Below are 2,423 nucleotides of genomic sequence, written 5' to 3' on the forward strand. Positions count from 1 at the left end.
AGAATAGCTTAGGAGCAATTCTCTAGATTGATCATCAAAGTAGTTACTCGCAAATGGCCAAGAAACAAAAATTAGAACAACTAAAGTTAGACTTATAATCAATACTTTCATGAGAAATATAACGCTTAAATAACGGGCTAAAAACTGTTTGCTAAAATGTTAAAAACAGCAAACTGTTTTTAGTCCTTGTTGATTTTCTTGTTAAGTAGACTTTCATCAAAGTCTATTTCCATATATTTCATTAGGCTATCAGTAAACTTTTGACTTTCTTCGTCATTAACATAACTATCGAGTCCCTGAATATTAGCAACTAATTGATCGGTAATTTCCCCGTAAACTACTCCTAACCTAGACTGTAATTCAATGATATTTTCATTCGCCATTGAAGTATTCAACTTAAAAGGTTTGTTTGTACTCATTGGCCCATAGTTTCCTTCCCAAAGAGCTTTACCTGTTTCAGATTTTAATGTTGCTTTAAGTTGAGGAAGAAATATTAAACCTTTTTCGTTAGTGATAACAATACACCAAGGTTCAAGTGTTATAACCTGTTTTTTTAAATTAGAATTTAGATGAATAGATTTAATTTCTTTTTTTAAATCTTGATTATTATTTAGTGAGTTCAGTAGAATTTTAGCTAAATCAAAATTGTCTTTAAGCTCTAATTCTAAGTTACCCTGTAAGTTTTTTTCATTTAAAAGATCGGATGCAAGAACACCCAGAACTCCAAGGTATTGCCCTACATCATCTGAAGAATTAGACCAATTAGCGACAACAAAGCCTGTACCTTTAATTCTACGATCACCGGGAGCTAAGCTAAGATCGCTCCAATCAATGTTTAGTACATCTAATTTCAATTCTTTATTTGATTCGACAGGGATAGCTCCTCCCTTTTTGGTCGATTGGCAACCTAGAGATAGGAAAATAAAAACTATGATAATGAAATATTTGAAATACACTCTAAAGTATCCTTGTCTACTTAACGCCTTACTAAGCGGCGCGAAATTGTTGGCTAAAATTTCGAGGAACGAGCGCTAGCCAACTGTTTAGCGTCCGTTTGAGTAACTTGTTATATGCGCTGAAGTAGTACTCTACAGCTATTAATATTTTAGTTTATATAGCTTTAACCCAAATAATGGACGGATCCATTTCCAACGACGTATAAAATATTCATTAATCAAATAACAGCCCAAAAATGTTAATAATATTAACGCTAAGGATTCACTATAAATTGATAGTCCTTGCCTTGTTAGCCAGTAACCAATCATGACTATTAATGTTTGATGTAAAATATACCAAGGAAATACAGCCTCTGTCATATAAGAAAGAGCTTTACTCGGTTTATTTAGCCATCGTTGGGAAATAGCTAACAAGGCAACAATTGAAAACCATGCGTATGCCGTCTTTCTTGTTTTCTCAGAATAGTGTTCCGTAATATCAAGAGCATACGAGCTATGATTGTGACTTTCTAAATACCATACAATAGAAGCAATAGTTGAAATAATAAAAACCATGATTAGGGCTGGAATCAATGCTTTATTAATAGCCTGCCAAAAGCTTTTGTCTTTGGCTATTAAAAAGCCAAAAATAAAAATACTGAAATATAACTGATGGTTTGCCCAATCATCAAAAAGTGCATGTGTTGATGGGTAAATAGGTTTTAAAATATAGTGAAAAATTATAAATGGAATGACCGGAATCAACATTAACACAAAGATACCTAAACAGTTATCAAGGCATCTACTACTCATTTTTTTACCATAACCATTCATAAAAGAAGCTAAAGGACGAGCAATAGGAATAAGTAATAAAGTATAAACAAACAAATAAACAACGTACCAAAGGTGGTTCCAGGTTGGAATGATTACCGTGTATTTATCTATACTCCCTATTAAATATTCTGGATAAAACGCCCAAAAACCAGAAGTTATCTCTCCATTTTCTAATAGCTCAAGCCACGATTGCGGGGCGATAATAGTATGAATACAAAAAATTATTGGTATTAGAAGTATAATAGATCTTTTAAACGTAAATTTAATTAATGGTTGTTTATCAATGGCAAACCTTATCGCTATGCCAGAAATAAAAAATAATAAAGTTAAGCGCCAAGGATTGATCAACTTCATAAGGGATTCAACAGTTTCGCTAGCATGCACACTTTTTACATGATATCCCCAAGTCGAATAGAACATTCCTATGTGGTATAGAATAAGTATCCCAAAGACGATAACTCTTAGCCAGTCTAAATCATACCTTCTATCTATGTTTACTCCATGCCCCATTTAAAACTCCATTTAGCATATAACGCCGTTTTAAGCGGCAAATTGCAGTTGGCTAAAATGTGTGAGGTACGAACAACAACCAACTGTAATTTGTCCGACTTGAAAACCCTTGTTAGCTTGCAACTTTACGAAAAAGCCATTCTA

General features: G+C 33.1%; 2 protein-coding genes. Both read right to left on the reverse strand.

Annotated elements, in window-relative coordinates; translation table 11 throughout:
- Positions 1–179: 179 nt before the first annotated feature.
- Positions 180–956 carry a hypothetical protein gene (locus H4J57_RS19305; protein ID WP_182243964.1) on the reverse strand — a complete coding sequence of 259 codons (777 nt, stop codon included), beginning with the start codon at positions 954–956 and terminating at the stop codon, positions 180–182.
- Between the two features lie 141 nt (positions 957–1,097).
- Positions 1,098–2,279, reverse strand: a complete 1,182-nt coding sequence (locus H4J57_RS19310) for an acyltransferase family protein (protein ID WP_182181693.1) — start codon at positions 2,277–2,279, stop codon at positions 1,098–1,100.
- Positions 2,280–2,423: the final 144 nt, after the last annotated feature.

The sequence above is a fragment of the Colwellia sp. BRX8-7 genome (genome assembly GCF_014077275.1).
GTDB lineage: Bacteria > Pseudomonadota > Gammaproteobacteria > Enterobacterales > Alteromonadaceae > Colwellia_A.